This window comes from Bacillus sp. EB600, from assembly GCF_024494385.1.
Lineage (GTDB): Bacteria > Bacillota > Bacilli > Bacillales > Cytobacillaceae > JAEVLT01.
In genome coordinates, this window is record NZ_JAEVLT010000060.1 from 1 (window position 1) to 16,203 (window position 16,203).

Below are 16,203 nucleotides of genomic sequence, written 5' to 3' on the forward strand. Positions count from 1 at the left end.
TAGGGCAAGGTTGTGTCCGAACAGTATAATCTACGCCTGTGGAGATTGTGTAAGACATATGGGGAAACCCCCACTATGCCACGGTTGATGAATCAGGAAGCCCCTTCTTCAAAACAACCCGAAAGGGTGTTAAGGAGGGGTCATTCACGATAAGGATCTTTTGTTACCATTACATTTACCCATTTAAATAGGGCCTTAGTTTATCGATAACTTCTTGCAGAAGAGCAGCATTTTTCTTGTACATAGCTTTTGATTTTTCACAATCGGTTTGAAGAGAGAATATTTCTAAGTCTGCCTGCGTCTTTTTTAGGGTAGCCATCAAAAGCGGACGTTGCTGTGCAGAGGGAACTTTTAGCTTATCATCATATATATCTACAGTCAGCTCACCATATGAATCTACCTGTCCCAAAAACACATTGTCAAGTGTCACTTCGAGCTTTTCAAGCTCTAATTGCAGCCATCCACGGCTTTTTCCAGCAGATCGCAAAGCTTCATCCAATATACTCCCATCCATGATGATCGTTTGCGGTTCTTTTTCAGTAGCTGTTTTTATTTGTAAATCCTTTGGTGTTAGTGGACGATTTTCCTTTTTTAATAAAGTACTTAAATTACCTCGTGGTTCCAATACGGCAAATTCGACATCAGCGACACGAAAGATGTTTTTCTGCCGCAGCAAGGCCGATAACTCATCAATTGTATATTTCTCTTTTTTAAGGTTATCCTCTAAAATCTTGCCGTCTTTTATAATAACTGTTCCTCGACCTTCAACCACATCCCTGAAAGTTTTACTTTTTAATGAAAGAAAATCAACTAACAAGGTAACTAACCCAAAAATTAAAATAGCCAATATTCCGTAAAATATATTGCTTTCAAGACCAGTAATGACTTCTCCAGCAATACTACCAATTGTAATTCCAGAAACATATTCAAAGAAAGAGAGCTCGGAAATTTGCTTTTTTCCCAGCATTTTTGTGGTTATTAACAATATTAACAAGAAGAGAATCGAACGAAAAGCAATATCAATCCATCCTGGCATATTTTCTCACCTCAAAGATTATGACCCTTTGTACTGGGGTTCAGCTCGTTCAAGCTCGTAAATACGGGATTGTAAATCTCCTTTTATTTCCCCTATCGTCAGCATCGCCTCATGGAATACTTTTTGCGCCTCAACATCCAAAGAATTTAGGGCAAGTGATGATAGTTGTGATTCAATATTTTTAACAGTTGCAAAGGTTTGTTTGACGTTTGAAGCGATTGTCATCTGTCTATTTCCTTTCCTTCTATTTTCCCCCTAATTAGTGACAAAAATGAAAAATGGGTTGGCGTAAAAGCCAACCTATTTTTACCTATTTATTCATTGTATTGCGGCTCTTCAGCAATCATTTCTTGCAGGCGCGGCTCTAGACTGTCAACGACAGTTTGTGTTTGTTGTGCTGCTTGTTGATAAAGCTGCTTTGCATTTTTGTTTTCAGTTTGTAAGGCAAATGTCTCGAAACTAGCTTGTACTGATTTGAGTCCAGCAAGTGCTTGTTTTACCTGAGTGCCAACGGTCATTTTAAGATCCTTCTTTCATCAATATATTTGAAATTACAAAAGTAGTATGCCGTTGCAACCTATTCTTATGTACAAAATTTTATTAAATTTTAAAAACATAATTTTATTTTCCTATATTACTGGACACGAGCATATATATTCACCATAGATAGTTGAAAGTAGGGAGGTAGAAAAAATGGCTACGATTGGAAAGGATGATTTTGCAAACGGGTTTGTTCCCCATCATAATCATGGGTCTGTGGATTATACGGGTATTAGTTCAAATCATGTACATCAATGCTTGGATATTACTTCCCCTCCCGTTATGACTCAGGATGGTGGTCATATTCATTATACAGAGGGCTATGTACTGTTTGAGGATGGGCATACACACCATTATCAGGCATATTCAGGACCCGCGATTCCAGTTGGAAACGGCATGCATGTTCATAATTATGATTTTCAAACAACAGTAGACAACGGACATAGTCACCATGTTAAAGGTGTAGATCAGCCTGCACCTGGAGTAAAATGAATATAAAGAAAACGTTCCGATTGGCAAATCAAACCAGCAGTGGATTAAATTCCTGCTGGTTTTTTTATCATCCAGGAAATTATAAAAAAGAAGATTTGAAAACGTTCGTAATTGAGAAGCTATCTGGTTGACATACTAATGTGGAACGCTTTATAATATTGAGCAAAATTATTCGTATACGAAATATTCTACTAAGAAATCTTAGACTACTAAGAAAAGGGAGGAACTAATGGTAGAATTTAATAATCAATTATTGGATTCTTTTTCAGAAATAAATAAAGCAATCTACAAACTTTTAAAAAAAGAAGCAGATCAACATGGAATTACAGTAGTACAGCTAAAAGCACTATATCGGATTTCTTCCAGTCCAAATATTGGTTTAGGAGAATTGTCTGAAAAATTGCGTTTAACTAACAGTACTGTAAGTGGTGTCATTGACCGCCTAGTACAGCATGAGCTAGTCGAAAGAGTAATCCCTCCGGAAAATCGTCGGTCGGTTTTGATTCATTTGACGGACAAGGGACAGGAACTATTGGAAGGCATTATTAATGAAGACTCACTCATCATTAAAAAAATCAAGTATGTAATGGAATTGCCTGAAGAGGAAATACAGCATTTGATGCGATTGCATCGTCTTGTTTTATCAAAGTTGACCATAGAGGAGGAATAGGGTGAATGAATACAAAACGCTTAGTACTGTTGAATGTCATTATTTTAATCATCTTAGTTGGAGGAGGTTTTACGGCGTATTCCTACTATAATCGAACGGTAAACTACTTGTCGACAGACAATGCGCAAATTGTGGGGCAACAAGTAACGATTGCCGCACCAGCAAACGGAAGCATCCATTGATGGTATTAATGATTCTTTTATCGTTGCAACTGGAATTGCATTTGTTGCCTTGATCTTGGCTTTCTTTATAAAAAGAGCAACACCAAAGGAACAATAGAGTAAAGGAGTCGGATGAAAGTCTTGGCTCCTTTATTTACTTATTATTAATTCTGAATATTTCACTATTTTGTCACAAGCTTTCAATAAATCCCTATTTCCCCGTGTTATACTATAAATGTAAAAGATAAATAAAAAAGATAGGTTAACGTCTTAAGAGACTCAGCCATTCGTGTTCGTTCCGTTTGCGAACGAGAAAGTAAGATTATTCCAATTAATTATTTGAAAAGTGGAGCGGTATTTACCTAAAAAGGCAGGGTGTAAATCAATTTACTTTATCCTTTGTAAAAACATTTTCAGGAATATCATAGAAAATGCTGAAAAGGAAAATTCCTTATTAGGGACATTGGAGAACACATTGATTCTTATTCTCACATCTAAGTCATTGTTTTTATCTAGAAAGAATCAACATTCTACAAAAAGTAACTATTTTGTAGTAATGAATTCTTTTCTAAAAACTACTTTTGTTCAAGTCATTTGGGAATTTCGTAAAGAAGGAATTTTGATATCTGATGGGACAGAAAGTAGAGATAATCAATGAAGTGGAACAGATAGACATAAAAAACTATTTGTAAGTGGGATTGAAAATGTTAGATTTCCAAAAGGACATTTATAAGGAAAAGTTATTGGTTTCTAGGATGAATGGTTGATGTAAGAGTATTACGTCAACATGTAATCCAAAATCCTTTGCCAATAAAGCAAGTATTGCCAAGAAGCTGGACCAATTAATGGAATAATGGGTTTGAGTTGAAAATATTCCGATTAAAATTGTTTCATTAAGGGATTTGAATTCCATTGCCATACATGTGAATTAATTCCTTCAACGGAACAAACACACATTGGCTACTGTTCCATAGCTACTTGTAATAAATTGTTAAAAATTTGAAGTAGAGAATGGAAAAATAGTTGGTGTCATGGTTGGGTCCCCTAAGATGTTAATAATGTTTGGAAGCTTTCTCATTGAGGAGCTTCTTTTTTTGTTATGGATTTATTGGATCTCAAGTAATCAAAGAATATCAAAAAAAGAATAAGGATGAATACAAACGATAACATAAGAGAGAATATATTGGGGAAGGAGGATGGGCTATGAATAAAAGAAAAGTTCCTGTAAATCAGGAGCCAACACTTGCACCTGGAATGAATGACCAGGATGAATTAGAACAAAGCGCTTCTGAAAATGACGTGGACAAAGGGGAATTTACCAGTGTAACAACTTTATCATACGATGAGGTTGATCCCAGCAAGGATTAAACTGCCTGATAAAACAGGCAGTTTTTTTTAATCTGAAACATATCATTACAAATTCGAGCAGGTATTATTATATAATAGAAGAAAGACAGCATGTTTGAGAGGGGAAGGTAAATGTCGAGTACCGAGGAAGTAAATATTGCCGAAGAAAAACAGATCTTAATCAGAAAAGCGCAGCACAGGAAACTTTCAAAGGGTAGACTCCTTCAGAGAGCTTTGTTAATCACTCTTGGAGCAGCGTTAATGGGAGTTGGTCTAGAAATCTTCCTTGTTCCTAATAATGTTATTGATGGAGGAATTACCGGTATATCCATTATGCTTTCCTACATTACAGGGTTGAAATTAGGAATTTTTATCTTTATCCTAAACATCCCGTTCTTTTTTATCGGCTATAAACAAATCGGAAAAACCTTCGCTTTATCCACACTGTATGGAATAATTGTACTTTCTATTACCACTACATTACTTCATCCTGTACCAGCTTTTACACAAGATATTCTTTTAGCAACAGTTTTTGGGGGTATTATCCTTGGGATCGGGGTAGGCATTGTCATTCGCTACGGGGGGTCTTTAGACGGAACCGAGATTCTTGCCATTCTTTTTAATAAAAAACTTCCGTTTTCCGTTGGAGAAATCATTATGTTTTTTAACTTATTTATTTTAGGAAGTGCAGGGTTTGTGTTTACCTGGGATAGGGCGATGTATTCGCTATTGGCCTATTACGTCGCTTTCAAAACGATTGACATTACCATTACAGGCTTAGATGAGTCAAAATCTGTGTGGATTATTAGTGATAATGCTAAAGTAATCGGCGATGCTATTATGGATCGATTAGGCCGCGGAGTAACTTACATGAATGGAGAAGGTGCTTATTCAGGAGACGATAAAAAAGTTATTTTTTGTGTGATCAACCGGCTAGAAGAAGCAAAATTAAAGGAAATCGTTACCGATTACGATGACCATGCATTTTTGGCTGTTGCCGATATCGCTGAAGTTCGTGGCGGTCGTTTCAAGAAACAAGATATACATTAGGAAGCGGTTAAAACCCGCTTCTTTTTTTTGGAAAAATAGAGCAGTCTCCCTTAAAAAGCTAAATATGATCACATCAATCTTTTTTTTTATAATTTGTTTATAAACTATTTTATTAGGTGATTCGGAATACCATTTGTCGACAATCTGAAACCTAATTCATTCAGGATTAGGTTTCATCTTAAAGAAATTCCAACCACGAAGGAAGTATTTTTTATATTAAATCCCCCGCAAAGTAAGTAAATCATCCGTTTACAGAACATTAGAGTTTTAGTTTCCTTGTGAATTCAGCCCATTCATCCATTCTACTTAGCAATGATTTTTTTACTACTTTACCTTAATAATTATTCCCTCATCTGAAGTTGGTTTTTGGTATTTTTCAATTGGAATTAATCTGTCCTTTTGTAACAAAAACAATTTAAAAGGCAGAAGAAATTTTTAATGGATATTAATTAAAAGACATTTTCGTCAACTATATGTGATTGTGTTTTCTTTTTTTACTAAACAAAACTTTCCCGTTTCCCCTTGATCCTTCGCTAGTAGGAAGTCTAGAAAAAATTTTTTGTTGTTTTCCGTAAATAGTTAATTTTCCAGTTGGAAATAATTGTGGGATCAATGATACAAGCCGTTTCTATTTTATGCCAACTTCATATAAATATATAAGTCTAGTCCTTTTTTATCCCATTATCACTTAGATTGTAATTTCATTAAAATCAACTGAAATGAAGTTCAGATTATAATGTTTAAGAGATATCAAGGTCGTATATAAGAGAAACAAAGAAAGTGAGGAAGGGCGTATGGTGAGTAAAGCAATTATCCCTTGCGGAGGGTACGGTACTCGAAGTTTGCCTATAACAAAAGCAATACCAAAAGAAATGTTTCCTTTAGGTTTAAAACCAGCAATACATTATATAGTTGAAGAGGCAGTTAATTCTGGTATTGAACAATTACTAATCGTAACTTCAAAATCAAAAGACTCAATTTTTGACTATTTTAATCCTTCAATAGAGCTTGAAGTTTATTTAAAAAACAAAAACAAAGAGCATTTGCTTAAACATTTAGAACTTCCAAAATTAGATATTTTTTTTATAGCACAACCTTTTGCAAATGGACTTGGGGACGCTATTCGTCTTGGGAAAGAATTTGTTGGAAATGAGCCGTTTGGAGTATTATTACCAGACGACTTCGTCATTTCCAAACAAACATCTGCTCTTAAACAACTAATGAATGTGTATAAGGAAACTAATAGTAGTGTCATAGGATTAAAGCAGGTAAAACAAGATCACTTAAAAGATTATGGGGTCATAAAGGGGTCTGATAATTGCAAATTCATAGAAATAGAAAATATCGTCGAAAAGCCTCAAACAGATCCTCCTTCAGATCTGGCTGTTATTGGAAGATATATTTTTACACCAGAGATTTTTCGTTTTTTAGAGGTTATTGAGAAAGGTGTCGACGGGGAAATACAGCTGACAGATGCCATTAATGGATTGCTGGCAACACAAACAGTCTATGGGAAAATCATATCTGGAGACCGTTACGATATTGGGAAATTAGAGGAATATGTAGAATTAATGAGAATACTGAGCTAAAACAAATCACGATCACTTCATTAATCTTCATATGAAAAGGGGGAAATGCGTGTGTTAGAAAATGTGTCAATTATTATTCCATTCCAAACTGACCATGGACCAAGAAAGAAGGCATTTGAATGGGTTAAAAAGTATAATGCGCGTGTAATGCCCGAAACTGAATTATGTGTAGGAATAATGGACAGTGAGGAAATTAATAAATCGAAGGCCTGGTGTGAAAAGATTGTATCATATACAACCAAATTGGCCGATTGATATTTGTTTTGCTATCCTTGTTCATGAAGACAGAGAGTTGGTCAATCAACTAATTAATAATGTTCGATACTATTGCCCTAAAAGTGCATTTGATTTATACAATGGAGGTAATGACGCAACACTTTGTGATGGTTTAGGTGTTCCAATCTGTACTTCTAGCCGTAAATTAAAGCATGGGTGGACTCAATAAAGGAACCATCTATTAGGTGGAAAGATTATGCTGAGAAAAAGAGCTTGCGAATGGATTTTGAGATTTTTGAAGGATAAAAAAATTGGGAAATGATGAATTTCCCATCGTTAATGCCACCAAATAGAAAGACTAAATGTAGCTTGCTTGCTTTTAAAAATGATCAGTTCGAATCAGTTTCTGTCGTATAGTGGGGAAAAAGAACCATAAAATAATCAGGTTTTGTCGCTCTATGCGCTTGCCTAGGAAATATTAAAAACGAACGCATCTGAGTAGAAGAAATATCGACTAAAATTAGCAACTATCCATGGCAAATGTCATGGTTAGGAAATCTCGTTTGAGGGAGCGAGACTTAATTCAAAGTTCAAAGGTGTTAGAGGATGCATTAGAAAGATGACAGACTGGCGACTGCCATCTTTACAATAAGAGTTCATATACTTCGTTTAATTCCTTTGCCCTTTTATGGTCTTTTTCCTCATTTGCATAGTTGATCTCATCGGGAAGAATTTTATTAAGAAATTCTATCTCTTCACTACTTAAATGTCGTACAAACATTTCTTCAGTATGGAATTGACCTTCGGTTAACTTTCGATATAAATGTCGTCCTTGAGAGTCATGCTCACCTGTATAGTTTGACAATGTTTCACGAAGATACCCTAGCGTTTTATCCATTTTATATATCCTCCCTAAATACAATCTAAACAAAATTATTTTCTACGCAGATTTAAATATTATACATTTAGGTTGGATACAAAGAATAAGGGTCTTCAAATTTCTAAAAGAAAAATCTTCTAACTACTCGAGCGAGGGAAGGAGGAGGCAAAAGAATCATTTTTTTGTGCAGGTAATAATCCGGTAACTTAAAAAGTCTTGGTACTTTATGATTATCTCGGCATGCTTATTTAAAACATCAAATAGTTCAGGTTCAAAATTACTGGAAAAGTTGAATTCGGGCATTTGTTTATCATTAGCCAGTGATTTTTCCCCCTGCTTTATCACTATTTCCTCAAAGCCAGCTTGTTCCAATAGCATTTTCCAATCCTTCTCTTGCATTAAGGTATCTATACCATAGAATTCTTTGATTTCACTTTCTTGCTGCTTGCTAACATAAGAATCGATTGTCATCTCATTTGCGATTAACCGCCCCCCGTTTTTAAGGACTCTGTTGATTTCTCCAAGCGCCTTTTCTTTCTGAACAAAAGCAAGCACTGATTCAGAAAGAACAAAATCAAAAGTAGCGTCTTTAAGCGGAATTTCCTCCACGGATCCCTGAATTAATTGAATGGGCATTCTTTGGGACAGAAATCGATTCTTAGCTTTTTTCAGCATGATTGGATTAATATCTAACCCCAAGATATTGGAGCCGAAATGGCTGTAAAGGTATGCCGAAGTTTGCCCGGTGCCGCAGCCTGCATCAAGTATTTGTGATTGGCTGTGAATATTTTCTGCTGACAATAGTTCTTGTGTTAAAAGGAATCCCCCAGGATGTGCTCCGCCAATACCAAAGTTGGCTAATAAATCAAAATAAGTATAGTTACTCATAGATACCACCTATTCGCCTTTTTTGCATCTTATGAAATAAAGGTGGTCCTCGTTCATTCGAACTTTTTATATTTGGAGCAAAATAAAAGAAGGAGAAAGAAAGCTAAAGTGTTTTTTTGTAAGCATACTGCCGAAAAACGAATATCTATATGGTAGAAGTTATTTAGGAGTGTGAGCTAAATGAGTTATTTGTACGTAGCGTTAGGAGATTCACTATCTGTTGGCGTAGGGGCAAGTATTTTTTCACCTGGTTTTGTCCAAAGATATCAAAGATTAGCTACCACGGATTTAGGTGAACACGTTTATGTTCAAACTTTTGCCCACCCGGGTTTTCAATCCCTTGATGTTTTATTAGAGCTGGATAATGACTTTGTGAAAGAACAGATCAAAGACGCAGATATTATTACGATTACTGCTGGTGGAAATGATTTAATTCAAGCTGCAAGAAAATTCCAGATAGACCATAACGAACAGGATTTTAGCTTAGCATTAAATGAGTGTATGAAAAACTTCGGTAAGATCATGAACGGGATCACAGACCTAAAACATGATTGCATTCGACCATATATCATTCGGTTAGTAAATCTCTATAACCCGTTTCCAAACGATCCACTAGCAGTAAAATGGATAAGGAAATTTAACCTTCACATTAAGAGCTTTTTAAAAAATCCAGTCGTTTCTATCGCAGAAGTTGACAAGATATTTAAGGATCATGAAAAAGAATATATTGCACGTGATGGGATACATCCAAATGATATTGGTTATGAAAGAATTGCCGAAAGTCTTCATCAATTGGGATATGGAGAACTGGCTCTTGAATCGGAAGAGGAATAAAGGAATGCAGTTTTCTGCATTCTTCTTTAACTTTCTATTTGGACGTGCCCTTATAAGGCATAATTAAGGAAGTTAAAGAAAAAATAAGAATAAACTCTGAGGGAGAACTAAGAGGGGGGCTTTCCTTTGCCTAGTCAAGTTTTAAAAACGGTACCAAATTTCTTCACCATTGGAAATCTTTTATGCGGAGTGTTCTCGATTACTTTTATCATGAATGGATTATTACAAATCTCTGCATTGTTGATTTTTTTATCAGCTTTCCTCGATTTATTTGACGGTAGAATTGCCAGAAAGTTAAAAGTAAATAACGAACTAGGGGTCGTTCTTGATTCGCTTGCTGATATTGTCAGCTTTGGCGTTGCTCCGGCACTGTTATTCCACAGCCTGTCAGAACCATCTTTTTATACCAATGTCGCCTTTATTCTCTTTCCAACAATGGGAGCACTAAGACTCGCACGGTTTAGCATAAAACCGACAATTGGCTACTTTACAGGGATTCCGATTACTGCTGCAGGATTAATTATGGCTGGTATGGGACTTTTTTTATATAGCAATCCATTTATTACCCTAATCCTTTCGGGGTTAATGGTAACGCCGATAAAAGTAAAAAAATTTTAATAGGGGTAACATTAAGGTTGTTATGTAAACAGGTTTCGCTATATAGAAATAAAATGTTACCTTACATATTCTAATTCGTGATGAGAAAATTATAGGAGAGGAGAATTTCTCCTCACTCTAACTATAAGGAGTGCAGCTTATGAAGATGATGTCTCTACTTAACTCAGTTAAAAAGCAGCCATACCTGAATATGTTTAGAAAGAAACGGAGTAATAAAGGAGTAATGTTGGCATCTTTAATAAGCCTTGGAGTAAGTACGCTTGTGATGATGCTTGGTAAAGGTCAACGAAAGAACGTTACTTCTACATTCCAGAACTTCACAAAAAATATTTCTGCTAGAGGCAACGGTCCGATGATGAAGAATGCAGCATTATCAGAGTTCTCAGAAGAATTTCTTTCAAAAAATGTTCCAGCCGGTAGTAACATTTCGACGATGAATGACGAGGCCTTAACGGAATTCTCGGAAGATCTAGTGTCTAAAGCAATAGAAAATAAATAAGGAGAAAAGGCCCGTATACTGCGGGCTTTTTCCTTTAATAAAAGCGGGTGCTTCCGCTTTTGTTCTTAGTAAGGTAGGCTTGGAATTTTTCGTGGATTATACTCAATCACATCAGATGAAAATACTTTAATAATTAATTTATTGCCAATTGTTTTTGCTTGAAGTAATATAGGTTGATTGTATCTATTTTTAAAGACAAAATCAGGCCCATACCAGCTTACCGTTGCATCACGCCCCGGTGGAATGTAAGAAACTTTTCTGCTATGGGAAAAACGTTGGACAATTTGCAATCCCGCATTATCAACCGCATTATACAACGTTGATGAAACCTGGCAAATACCTCCACCAATATCTTCAGAAAGCTCACCTTTTACAATTACTGGAGCCCGCAAATAACCATTTCCTGCAGTCCGTTTTCCGACCACCTTGTTAAATGAAAATGTTTCTCCTGGAAAAACAACAGAATTATTAATCGCATTTGTCGCCAGTTTGATATTATTTGTTCTTTTTTTGTTTTGTAGATCAAAGGAAGTGATATACCTTCCAATCCGTTTGCTACGAATGTTTCCAAGCAGTTCACTATCCACTTTTGGGTAAATCAGCATCCGAGGCATTTCTATTTTGGCTGGACGTTTACTAAAATAATAGGAATAAAACTGTTTTGTAAAAACATGACGGTTCAATTTGTAGCCAACTTGCTCTGGAACTATATTTCCGGCCGTATCCAGACTTGCATTTTTAGGTTCTTTGGAGACTGATTTATCTAGTTGGTCGAGAAATTTATTATACTTTTCTGAATCAATAATAGGTATTCCCGGTAGTGGCATTGAAAAGTCGTTGCGATTTACGAATGCAACGGGCTGACCCCCCTTGGTAATTACTAATTGGTCCGGTATATTCACTTGCTGAATAAGTAATAAAATTCCTAGTAACCAAGAAACATTCATACACAGGTAAACCTCCTCATATTTAATATGAGTTTTGAACAAAAATATATGTAAATAATGTGAGTTCTGATCCGAAAAACTCTTCACATTCATTGTAAAAAGGAATAAAATAAACATGTCAGAATAGCTAGCAACTACCATCAGATTAATATCAATTTGCTAGCAGGCTAATATCAATATGCTAGGAGTGTCTATCATGGTTGACGATCGCAGAATTCAATTAAATGTAAGAGTATCTAGCGAAACATCAAAAAAACTTGATGAAATTGTCGATTATTACCAAGAAAATCTAAAATTAGGACGGATCTATAAAGGCGATGTCCTCACCGATATTATTGAGAAATCGTATGAGGTGATGAATAAACAAAAGAAAATGAATAAAAGATTTTAATAATTCCTTATAGGATTTTGGAAACATGTGATTGTTCCTCGCATGGTCAGGTAAATGATGTTAGCTTGCTTGGGATCTCAAAGATAAAAAATCGGCTGCAACAATTAGCTAACTCAAAAGAGGCTTGAATCACTCAAGTCTCTTTTGAGTTACTTAACCACCATTGATAAATTATTAACAAACTTTGAACAAAGTATTAATTTATAGGGAAGAAACAGGTAGATTGTTGATATGCAACAAAATTAGTTTAAACTAAATAGAAAGACTAGGATAAAGTATTAGGAGTTGAATCTCTTTGAAGATATTGGTAATTGAAGATAATAAAAGCGTGTGCTCAATGATTGAGATGTTTTTTGCAAAAGAAGGAATTGAAGGGGAATTTATAAATGATGGCACTGAAGGGTATAACCGCTATAAAAGCGCGAATTGGGATGCGCTAATAGTGGATTGGATGCTCCCGGGAATGGATGGCGTTACTTTGTGCCGGAAAATTAGAGAAGAGCATGACACTGTTCCGATTATCATGTTAACGGCGAAGGACAGCGAATCTGATCAAGTCTTAGGACTTGAAATGGGCGCAGATGATTATGTAACCAAACCCTTTAGCCCACTTGCCCTTATGGCTCGAATAAAGGCGGTAACACGCCGATACCATAGTATTCAGTCAAATGAAGCACTTGAAAAAGGAGTTATCCACACGGAACATTTTAAGATTAATAAAAATACAAGGGAAGTCTTTTTAGATGGGGAATTGATCGAGAACTTGACACCAAAGGAATTTGATTTATTGTATTACTTTGTTCAGCATCCAAAGCAAGTTTTCTCCAGAGAACAATTACTTGAACGAGTATGGGGGTATCAATTTTATGGTGATGAGCGAACAGTTGATGTTCACATCAAAAGACTAAGAAAAAAAGCTGAGACGGCTCAACAGCCATTCTTCCATACAGTTTGGGGGGTAGGTTATAAGTTTGATGAAACCATTAAAGCAGATGAAGTTTAAGTACATCTACCAACAATTTTTAAGTCATATTAGTATTATTCTAGTCGCTGTTCTTGTGTTAAGTATCTTATTTGCCCGTTATGTTGAAAATTTGGTGTATGAAAATAAGGCTGATGAACTCATATCTTATGGAAAAGCCATTTTAAATGACTTCCAATTTAGTCCTGTCGGAAATGAACAAATCATAAATCAATACAATTCGGTGTTAGCTGGGAGAAAGATTAGTTTTAGTATCTTTGATAAGGACGCAAACCTATATTCGGTAGGAAGACGAGGCGGACCTGCCATTGAGCTATCAGATTCAGAATGGAAGAAAGTAACAGAGGGACATACGGTTGTGGTTAACAGTGATTATAAAAGATTCGGTCAAGAAGGAGTTTCATTTGTGGCATTGCCATACGTGACCCATGGAAGGTTTATTGGTGGAATATTGTTGACAGCTCCCATCAGTGGTACTAGTAAAATGATTAGTCAAATAAATCGATATTTATTAATTACTATTTTAATCGCTCTTACAGTTTCATTTTTACTTAGCTGGTTTTTGTCAAGAATCCACGTAAATCGTATTCGAAGGTTGCGGGAGGCTACTTCGCTTGTATCAGCAGGAGATTACACTGTAAAAGTGCCTTCCTCCACATTTGATGAAATAGGAGAATTAGCTAATGACTTTAACCATATGGTTGATAAAATAAATCATTCAATGGAAGAGATTGAAAGTCTTGAAAACAGAAGGCGACAATTCATGGCAGATGTTTCCCATGAAATGCGAACTCCTTTGACGACGATAAGCGGTGTAATTGAGGGATTGAAAAATGATATGATTTCAGAAGAAGATAAGGAAAGAGGGATTAGCCTCGTTAGCCAGGAAGCAAAGCGGCTGATTCGTCTTGTAAATGAAAACCTTGATTACGATAAGATCCGTTCAAATCAAATTCAATTATTTAAAGAAGAAATCCAGCTTGAAGAAGTACTTGAAATTATTCAGGAGCAGTTATCTTTTCAAGCAGAAGAGAAGAACATTCAAATTCTGGTTGAAGCTGAACCAGAAGTAACTATTTACGCTGATTATGATCGGCTCATTCAAATTTTAATAAATATTACCAAAAATAGTATTCAGTTTACTTCTAATGGAACCATTTGGCTGCGGGGAAAGTCAGTTAAAGCTGAGACGATTATTGAGATTGAAGACACGGGAATTGGAATCGACCCCGCTGAAGTCGAAAATATATGGCGCCGTTTTTATAAAGCAGATATTTCACGAACAAGTAATCCATATGGAGAATTTGGTTTGGGGCTTTCGATTGTAAAGCAATTGGTCCTGCTTCATAATGGGGACATAAACGTATCTAGCGAAAAAGGAAAAGGCACCAAATTTGTGATTTGTTTTAAACAAACAAGTAAAGAAAGTGGAGCTGCTGATCATAAGTAGCTTTTTATTCATCCATTTTTCCTAGTCCATTTATAGTTTGTTAATAATTTCTTCATATTTAATAGGTATAGTAGAGTTAAGTAAATAGTAAAATATGATAATAAAAGGAGAAGTGAACGTGATGGATTTTAATGATGATCCAAGGTACGAAAATTCATCAGACACACCAGATGGAAATGCCAAGGAGAAGGCATATACAAATGGTAACAGTGCTTACAATCGGAATGATGATTCTGATGATTCCCGGTTTGAAAAAATGAATAATGCTGACAAGCGAAGCAGTCGAAAAGGGAATCTCAGATGGATTCTCTCAACGGTAACTGCGGGAGTGGTCGGTTCAGCTTTAACCCTAGCCGTTCTGCCTCATACGAATTATTTTGAGAGTATTTCTAGTGGAACGAATGGAGCGGTTACCCAGCAGGTTACCAACCAAGCTCCTGCTGTTAAAACTGTTTCAACACAGTCAACTGCAGCAAGTGCATCAGACTCGATAGCGGATACGGTAGAGAAAATCTCAAAAACGATCGTTGGCATTGTTAATTATCAGCAGCAAAATAGCAATTCCAATAGTCTCTTTGGACAAAATGGAGGATTTGGTAACTCCGGCGGTTTTGGGAGTTTTGGAAACAATGACGGTTCTGGTTCAGGGAACAGCTCCAAACCGGTGGAAACTGGCTCAGGTTCAGGCGTTATTTTTCAAAAAAATGGTGAGAGTGCCTATATAGTTACCAACAATCATGTTGTCGAAGGTGCATCCAAACTAGAGGTCTCTTTATACAATGGCCAAAAAATAACAGCTTCCGTGGTTGGGACAGATGCGTTAACCGATCTTGCTGTTCTAAAGATCGATGGTAAATATGTTACCAATACAGCCGAATTTGGGGATTCCTCATCACTACGCCCAGGTGACCAGGTATATGCAATTGGCAATCCGTTAGGGCTTGATTTATCCAGAACTGTTACACAGGGGATTGTTAGTGCAACAAATCGTTCAATAGCTGTTTCTACATCTGCAGGGGATTGGGAAACCAATGTTATTCAGACTGATGCAGCGATCAATCCTGGAAACAGTGGAGGAGCATTAATCAATCCACAAGGGCAGGTTGTCGGCATCAATAGCTTAAAAATATCCGAAAGCGGTGTAGAAGGATTAGGATTTGCAATTCCAAGTAATGATTTAATTCCAATCGTTAACCAATTAATTAATAATGGAAAAGTGGAGCGACCATATTTGGGTGTTGGCTTGGCTGATTTAAGTGAAGTTCCGCAAATGTATTGGGAGGGTCTTCCAAATAACGTTCAAAAAGGCGTGATGATAACCAACATCGATCCACAATCTGTTGCTGCAGATAGCGGGTTTAAACAAAAAGATGTTATTGTTTCCATGAATGGGACTGAGATTACTAGCTCAACAGAATTAAGAAAATACTTATATACAAAAGTTAAAATTGGTGACACTGTAAAATTCGGTTTATATCGAAATGGAAAACTTATAAATATCGAAGTAAAACTTTCAGCTAGGGCAGCAAATTAAAGCCTGAAGAAATGGAAACGTCCCATGATATCGACATCACGGGGCGTTTTTTTGCTATAAAAAATGAAACTTTTAAAAT

The 16,203-nt window shown here is 36.0% G+C and carries 21 protein-coding genes; 15 read left to right on the top strand and 6 right to left on the bottom strand.

The annotated features are described in order from the left end of the window. Window positions 1-175 precede the first annotated feature (175 nt). From JN080_RS27045 to JN080_RS27055, 3 genes are all read right to left on the bottom strand, one after another. Complete coding sequence (locus tag JN080_RS27045) at window positions 176-1,036, bottom strand: DUF421 domain-containing protein (RefSeq protein ID WP_256239056.1); 861 nt, start codon at window positions 1,034-1,036, stop codon at window positions 176-178. An 18-nt stretch (window positions 1,037-1,054) separates the two neighbouring features. After that, window positions 1,055-1,261, bottom strand: coding sequence for a DUF1657 domain-containing protein (locus tag JN080_RS27050; RefSeq protein WP_256239057.1), 207 nt, complete (start codon window positions 1,259-1,261; stop codon window positions 1,055-1,057). Between the two features lie 89 nt (window positions 1,262-1,350). Then, window positions 1,351-1,554 (bottom strand): DUF1657 domain-containing protein, encoded by a 204-nt coding sequence (locus tag JN080_RS27055; protein WP_256239058.1) that lies wholly within the window; start codon window positions 1,552-1,554, stop codon window positions 1,351-1,353. 175 nt (window positions 1,555-1,729) lie between these two features. Here JN080_RS27055 and JN080_RS27060 point away from each other — a divergent pair, with 175 nt between their 5' ends. The 8 genes from JN080_RS27060 (at window position 1,730) to JN080_RS27095 (ending at window position 7,330) form a co-directional block, all read left to right on the top strand. Continuing rightward, window positions 1,730-2,068 (top strand): YmaF family protein, encoded by a 339-nt coding sequence (locus JN080_RS27060; protein WP_256239059.1) that lies wholly within the window; start codon window positions 1,730-1,732, stop codon window positions 2,066-2,068. A gap of 229 nt (window positions 2,069-2,297) precedes the next feature. Beyond that, on the top strand, window positions 2,298-2,738 hold the full coding sequence (locus JN080_RS27065; RefSeq protein WP_256239060.1) for a MarR family winged helix-turn-helix transcriptional regulator: 441 nt from the start codon (window positions 2,298-2,300) through the stop codon (window positions 2,736-2,738). A 5-nt stretch (window positions 2,739-2,743) separates the two neighbouring features. Then, the gene (locus JN080_RS27070; protein ID WP_256239061.1) at window positions 2,744-2,920 is read left to right on the top strand and encodes a secretion protein HlyD; all 177 of its coding nucleotides are present in this window, start codon (window positions 2,744-2,746) and stop codon (window positions 2,918-2,920) included. 1,182 nt (window positions 2,921-4,102) lie between these two features. After that, window positions 4,103-4,267: a hypothetical protein gene (locus JN080_RS27075; RefSeq protein ID WP_256239062.1), complete on the top strand. Its 165-nt coding sequence runs from the start codon at window positions 4,103-4,105 to the stop codon at window positions 4,265-4,267. A 111-nt stretch (window positions 4,268-4,378) separates the two neighbouring features. Continuing rightward, entirely contained in the window at window positions 4,379-5,296 is a 918-nt protein-coding gene (locus JN080_RS27080; RefSeq protein WP_256239063.1) for a YitT family protein, read from the top strand. 794 nt (window positions 5,297-6,090) lie between these two features. Continuing rightward, complete coding sequence (locus tag JN080_RS27085; RefSeq protein ID WP_256239064.1) at window positions 6,091-6,885, top strand: UTP--glucose-1-phosphate uridylyltransferase; 795 nt, start codon at window positions 6,091-6,093, stop codon at window positions 6,883-6,885. A gap of 51 nt (window positions 6,886-6,936) precedes the next feature. Further along, complete coding sequence (locus JN080_RS27090) at window positions 6,937-7,140, top strand: hypothetical protein (RefSeq protein WP_256239065.1); 204 nt, start codon at window positions 6,937-6,939, stop codon at window positions 7,138-7,140. After that, window positions 7,109-7,330, top strand: coding sequence for a hypothetical protein (locus JN080_RS27095; protein WP_256239066.1), 222 nt, complete (start codon window positions 7,109-7,111; stop codon window positions 7,328-7,330). The genes JN080_RS27090 and JN080_RS27095 overlap by 32 nt, the downstream gene beginning before the upstream one ends. 414 nt (window positions 7,331-7,744) lie before the next feature. Here the strand turns inward: JN080_RS27095 and JN080_RS27100 are convergent, their stop codons facing one another. Both JN080_RS27100 and JN080_RS27105 read right to left on the bottom strand, forming a co-directional pair. After that, entirely contained in the window at window positions 7,745-7,999 is a 255-nt protein-coding gene (locus JN080_RS27100) for a sigma-G-dependent sporulation-specific acid-soluble spore protein CsgA (RefSeq protein WP_256239067.1), read from the bottom strand. Between the two features lie 156 nt (window positions 8,000-8,155). Beyond that, the gene (locus JN080_RS27105) at window positions 8,156-8,869 is read right to left on the bottom strand and encodes a class I SAM-dependent methyltransferase (RefSeq protein WP_256239068.1); all 714 of its coding nucleotides are present in this window, start codon (window positions 8,867-8,869) and stop codon (window positions 8,156-8,158) included. Window positions 8,870-9,049: 180 nt separating this feature from the next. Here JN080_RS27105 and JN080_RS27110 point away from each other — a divergent pair, with 180 nt between their 5' ends. The 3 genes from JN080_RS27110 to JN080_RS27120 all read left to right on the top strand — a co-directional run bounded on the left by JN080_RS27110 (window position 9,050) and on the right by JN080_RS27120 (window position 10,820). Then, window positions 9,050-9,703 (top strand): GDSL-type esterase/lipase family protein, encoded by a 654-nt coding sequence (locus JN080_RS27110; RefSeq protein ID WP_256239069.1) that lies wholly within the window; start codon window positions 9,050-9,052, stop codon window positions 9,701-9,703. Between the two features lie 126 nt (window positions 9,704-9,829). Continuing rightward, entirely contained in the window at window positions 9,830-10,321 is a 492-nt protein-coding gene (gene pssA, locus JN080_RS27115; protein WP_256239070.1) for a CDP-diacylglycerol--serine O-phosphatidyltransferase, read from the top strand. A gap of 139 nt (window positions 10,322-10,460) precedes the next feature. Then, window positions 10,461-10,820 (top strand): hypothetical protein, encoded by a 360-nt coding sequence (locus JN080_RS27120; protein WP_256239071.1) that lies wholly within the window; start codon window positions 10,461-10,463, stop codon window positions 10,818-10,820. 65 nt (window positions 10,821-10,885) lie between these two features. Here the strand turns inward: JN080_RS27120 and JN080_RS27125 are convergent, their stop codons facing one another. Next, window positions 10,886-11,767 carry a VanW family protein gene (locus JN080_RS27125; RefSeq protein WP_256239072.1) on the bottom strand — a complete coding sequence of 294 codons (882 nt, stop codon included), beginning with the start codon at window positions 11,765-11,767 and terminating at the stop codon, window positions 10,886-10,888. 196 nt (window positions 11,768-11,963) lie between these two features. Between JN080_RS27125 and JN080_RS27130 the strand changes: the two genes are divergently transcribed. The 4 genes from JN080_RS27130 (at window position 11,964) to JN080_RS27145 (ending at window position 16,124) form a co-directional block, all read left to right on the top strand. Beyond that, a complete protein-coding gene (locus JN080_RS27130) occupies window positions 11,964-12,158 on the top strand; it encodes a hypothetical protein (protein WP_256239073.1) in 195 nt (64 codons plus the stop codon). Between the two features lie 295 nt (window positions 12,159-12,453). Further along, the gene (locus JN080_RS27135) at window positions 12,454-13,161 is read left to right on the top strand and encodes a response regulator transcription factor (RefSeq protein WP_256239074.1); all 708 of its coding nucleotides are present in this window, start codon (window positions 12,454-12,456) and stop codon (window positions 13,159-13,161) included. Beyond that, entirely contained in the window at window positions 13,151-14,590 is a 1,440-nt protein-coding gene (locus tag JN080_RS27140; protein ID WP_256239075.1) for a sensor histidine kinase, read from the top strand. The genes JN080_RS27135 and JN080_RS27140 overlap by 11 nt, the downstream gene beginning before the upstream one ends. Window positions 14,591-14,846: 256 nt before the next feature. Beyond that, on the top strand, window positions 14,847-16,124 hold the full coding sequence (locus tag JN080_RS27145; RefSeq protein WP_483861553.1) for a S1C family serine protease: 1,278 nt from the start codon (window positions 14,847-14,849) through the stop codon (window positions 16,122-16,124). Window positions 16,125-16,203: the final 79 nt, after the last annotated feature.